The 3951-nt window shown below is 77.0% G+C and carries 3 protein-coding genes and 1 pseudogene; 3 read left to right on the top strand and 1 reads right to left on the bottom strand.

Annotated elements, in window-relative coordinates; translation table 11 throughout:
* Positions 1-65 precede the first annotated feature (65 nt).
* Both VKZ81_RS32160 and VKZ81_RS32155 read left to right on the top strand, forming a co-directional pair.
* Positions 66-599, top strand: a complete 534-nt coding sequence (locus tag VKZ81_RS32160) for a flavodoxin family protein (RefSeq protein ID WP_324245519.1) — start codon at positions 66-68, stop codon at positions 597-599.
* Positions 600-613: 14 nt separating this feature from the next.
* Positions 614-1012: pseudogene (locus VKZ81_RS32155) on the top strand (CBS domain-containing protein); the annotation flags it as partial.
* 230 nt (positions 1013-1242) lie between these two features.
* On the opposite strand, the gene sulP reads toward VKZ81_RS32155, so the two are convergent.
* Positions 1243-2961, bottom strand: a complete 1719-nt coding sequence (sulP, locus tag VKZ81_RS32150) for a sulfate permease (RefSeq protein WP_324245518.1) — start codon at positions 2959-2961, stop codon at positions 1243-1245.
* Positions 2962-3097: 136 nt separating this feature from the next.
* Here sulP and VKZ81_RS32145 point away from each other — a divergent pair.
* A partial coding sequence (locus VKZ81_RS32145) for a universal stress protein (protein ID WP_324245517.1) occupies positions 3098-3951 on the top strand: 854 nt, incomplete at its 3' end.

Here is a 3951-nt window from a genome sequence, read left to right as displayed (position 1 = left end):
CCCTGCCGCCGGAGCGGATCCGCGAGCAGGCTCGGTGGACGACGCGAGGGACCGGAGGAGCGAGGATGCGCGTGCTCGTCGTGGCGGAGTCGGTGTTCGGCAACACCCGGCGGGTCGCCGAGGAGGTGGCCGGGGGACTGGCCGACGAGCTGGGTGCCACGGGGGAGGTGCGCATCGCCGACGTGACCGAGCCCGTGGAGGACCTCGACGGCGTCGACCTCCTCGTCGTGGGCGGTCCGACCCACGCGTTCGCCATGACCCGGATGTCCACCCGGCGGTCCGCGGCCGAGCAGGCGGGCGATGGCGCGGAGCCCGCCGAGACCGGGTTGCGGGAGTGGCTCGCCGCCCTCCCGGAGGCCCCCGGGCGCGCGCAGGCGGCCGCGTTCGACACGCGCGTGGACCGCCCGCGCCTGCCCGGCTCCGCGGCCGCCGGTGCGGCTCGCAGGCTGCGCCGGCTCGGGTACCGGCTCGTGGTCCGCCCCGAGACGTTCCGCGTCACCGGGACGCGGGGCCCGCTGCGCGAGGGCGAGCTCGACCGGGCCCGGGCCTGGGGCGCGGCCGTCGCCCGCGCCGCCACCGCCGCCGTCGGCACCGCGTGAGGAAGGACCCCCACATGCTGGTTCGGACCGTGATGAGCAGCCCCGCGGTGTCGGTCGCGCCGGACGTGTCGATCGCCGCCGCGGCCCGGGCGCTGGCCGAGCACGGGTTCACCGCCCTCCCCGTCGTGCAGGACGGGCAGCTCGTCGGCATCGTCACCGAGATCGACCTCCTGGACGGGCGGGTGCGCCACGACGTGCGGTCGCCGGTGTTGGCCGCCGAGCTCGCGATGGACGTCGTCGCCCGGACGGTGGCGGACGTGATGGCGGGGGACGTGCTCGTCGCCGTCCTGGCGACCGACGTCGCCGACCTCGTCGAGGCCATGCGCGCCCGCCGGGTCCGCTCGGTGCCGGTGGTCGCGGGCGGCGCGCGCGGCCGCGAGCTCGTCGGGATCGTCACCCGCGGCGACGTCCTGGCCGCGATCGCGCGCACCGACGAGCAGATCGCCCGCGACGTGCGCGACCGGCTGTCGCGCTACCCGTTGCCGGACCGCTGTCACGTCGAGGTGCACGACGGCGTCGTCACCCTCGCCGACGCGTTCGGCGACGAGACGCTGCGGCACATCGCCGCGATGCTCGCCGGGTCGGTGCGCGGCGTGATCGGGGTCCGCATCGCCGCCCTGCCCGACCTCCCGGAGCCCGTCGATCAGCTCGGCTCCGGCGGGGCGGACGCGCGCGACCGGCGGAACGCGGCGACGGCGGTGGGGAGCGTCGGGAAGATCCGCTCGTCGCCGATCCTCGCGCGCAGCCCGCTCCCGTCGAGGTAGACGAGCAGGTCCTGCTTGACCCTGGCCAGCGTGGGCACGACGCCGCGGCGGTCGAGGTCGTCGCAGAGCGCGTGGAGCGCGTCGGCCGCGGTGACGTCGAGCTCGATGATCGCCTCGGTGTTGAGCAGCAGCCACTCCGCGGGCGGGTCGGCGGCGTCGACGGCGGCCAGGGCGCGGCGCCGGAAGTCCTCCGCGTTGGCGAAGCACAGCGGGGCGTCGTAGCGGTACACGACGAGCCCCGGCACGGTCTCGGCGTTCGGGTAGTCGTCGACGTCGTGCATCCCGGCGAGGCCGGGGACGAAGCCGAGGATGCCGTCGTGCGGGCGGGAGACCTTGCGCAGCAGGTCGAGGATCGACAGGCCCACGGCCGCGAGGACCCCGTAGAGGACGCCGACGACCAGCACCGCGACGGTGCTGGCGAGGGCGAGGGCCAGCTCGGAGCGGCGGAACCGGGCGAAGCGGCGGAACTCGGCGAGGTCGATCAGCCGCAGCGCCGCGTACACGACGAGGGCGCCCAGGGCGGCCGTGGGGAACGTGGCCAGCACCGGTCCGCCCACGACGAGCACGAGCAGCACCGCGAGCACGGTGACGAGCGAACTCACCTGGCTGCGCGCGCCCAGCGAGTCACCGATCGCCGTACGGCTGCCGCTGCTGCTGACCGGGAAGCCCTGGACCAGGCCGGCCGCCACGTTCGCCGCCCCGAGCGCGACCATCTCCTGGCTCGCGTCGATCGGGTAGCCGCGCTTCGCCGCGAACGCCCGGCCGGTGAGGACGTTGTCGGAGAAGGCCACGATCGTGACGCCGATCGCCGGGAGCAGCAGGTTCGCCAGGTCCGCCGGGCCGATCGCGGGGCCTGCGGGGACGGGGAGCCCGCTCGGGACCGCGCCGACGACCTGCACCCCGATCCGGTCGAGCGACAGCAGCGCGGTGGCGGCCGCGGCCAGTAGGACCGCGAGCAGCGGGACCGGGAGCCGGGGGAGCAGCGACCCGACCGCGAGGAGGAAGGCGAGGACGGCGGCCGCGAGCACGAGCGTCGGCGGGTGCACGGCGTGGACGCCGCCCGCGAAGGAGACCAGCTGGGCCAGGAACGTGGTGCCGTGGGTGGGGACGCCGGTCACGTTCTGCAGCTGACCGGAGATCATGATCAGGGCGATCCCGGCGAGGTAGCCGACCAGCACGGGCCGCGAGAGCAGGTCGGCGAGCGCGCCGAGCCGGGCCACCCGCCCGACCAGGCAGATGCCGCCGACCAGCAGGGCGAGCGCCGCCGCGAAGGCGGCGTAGCGCTGTGGGTCGCCCGCGGCGAGCGGGGCGATCGTGATGGCCGTCATCAGCGCGGTCGTGGCCTCGGGGCCGACCGACAGCTGGTGGGACGAGCCGAGGACGGCGTACACGGCGAGCGCGGCGACGGCCGCCCACAGCCCGGCCACCGGGGCGAGCCCCGCGAGCTCCGCGTACGCGAGGACCTGGGGCACCAGGTAGGCGGCGACGGTGACGCCCGCGACGACGTCGGCCCGCACCGCTCGGTGCTCGCCGCGCCGCACGGCCGCGAGCCCCGGCCGCAGCCCCGTGCCGAGACCCGACCACGGGCGTGCGCTCATCCCCCCATCGTCGGGTCGCCCGGCCGGGCCGACCACGGTCCTCCGGCCCGGCCGTGCCGGGCACGGGCCGAACGGCCCGACGCGCAGAGCCGGGTGCACCTGCCCCGCCGCCGCGGCGGAGGGGAGCGTCGTCGACGTGGATGCGCAGAGCTGCGTGGTGGTGGGGGTCGACGGGTCGGAGCGCGCCCTGCGCGCGGTGCGCTGGGCCGCGGCGGAGGCGGCCCGGCGCCACCTCCCGCTGCGCGTCGTGCTCGCGTTCGAGTGGCCGCGCCACCACCCGATCGGCGAGATCGACCTCGGCGAGAGCTACCGGGACGTCGTGCGGGGCCAGGCGCGCCGCCACCTCGCCGACGCCGCCGCCGTCGCCGAGCGGGCGGTCGAGGGGGTCGAGGTGGAGCAACGGCTCGTCGACGGGTTCCCGACCCCCGTGCTCGCCGCCGAGTCCGAGCGGGCGCAGCTGGTGGTGATCGCCGACCGCGGCCTCGGGGGCGTGTCGGGGCTGCTCTTGGGCTCGGTCGCGGCGGGGCTGGGCGCGCACGCGCGGTGCCCGCTGGTCGTCGTGCGCGGCGTGCCGGACCCGGAGCCCGGCGCGCCGATCGTCGTGGGGGTGGACGGGTCGCCGCTCAGCGAACCCGCGCTCGCCTTCGCGTACGAGGCCGCGGCCGTGCGCGGGGTGGCGCTGGAGGCCGTGCACGCCTGGCGCGAGGTGGTCGGCGACCTCGACGTGGCGACCTTGCTGGACTGGGACGCCGTCGAGGTGGAGGAACGCGCGCTGCTCGCCGAACGGCTGGCGGGGTGGGCGGAGAAGTTCCCCGACGTGCCGGTGCGGCGCGTGGTGACGCGGGAGCGGCCCGCGCACGTGCTGGTGGAGCAGTCGCGGGGTGCCCAGCTGGTCGTGGTCGGCTCGCGCGGGCGGGGCGGCTTCACCGGGCTGGTGCTGGGGTCGGTGAGCCACGCGGTGCTGCACCACGCGCACTGCCCGGTGGCCGT

Source organism: Pseudonocardia sp., assembly GCF_035305885.1.
GTDB lineage: Bacteria > Actinomycetota > Actinomycetes > Mycobacteriales > Pseudonocardiaceae > Pseudonocardia.
Note: the sequence above shows the minus strand (reverse complement) of the source record. Positions and strands in the feature narration are given on the sequence as shown.

Coding starts and splice junctions, on each gene's coding strand:
- VKZ81_RS32160 (WP_324245519.1), top strand. CDS start 66: ATGCGCGTGCTCGTCGTGGCGGAGTCGGTGTTCGGCAACACCCGGCGG.
- sulP (WP_324245518.1), bottom strand. CDS start 2,961: ATGAGCGCACGCCCGTGGTCGGGTCTCGGCACGGGGCTGCGGCCGGGG.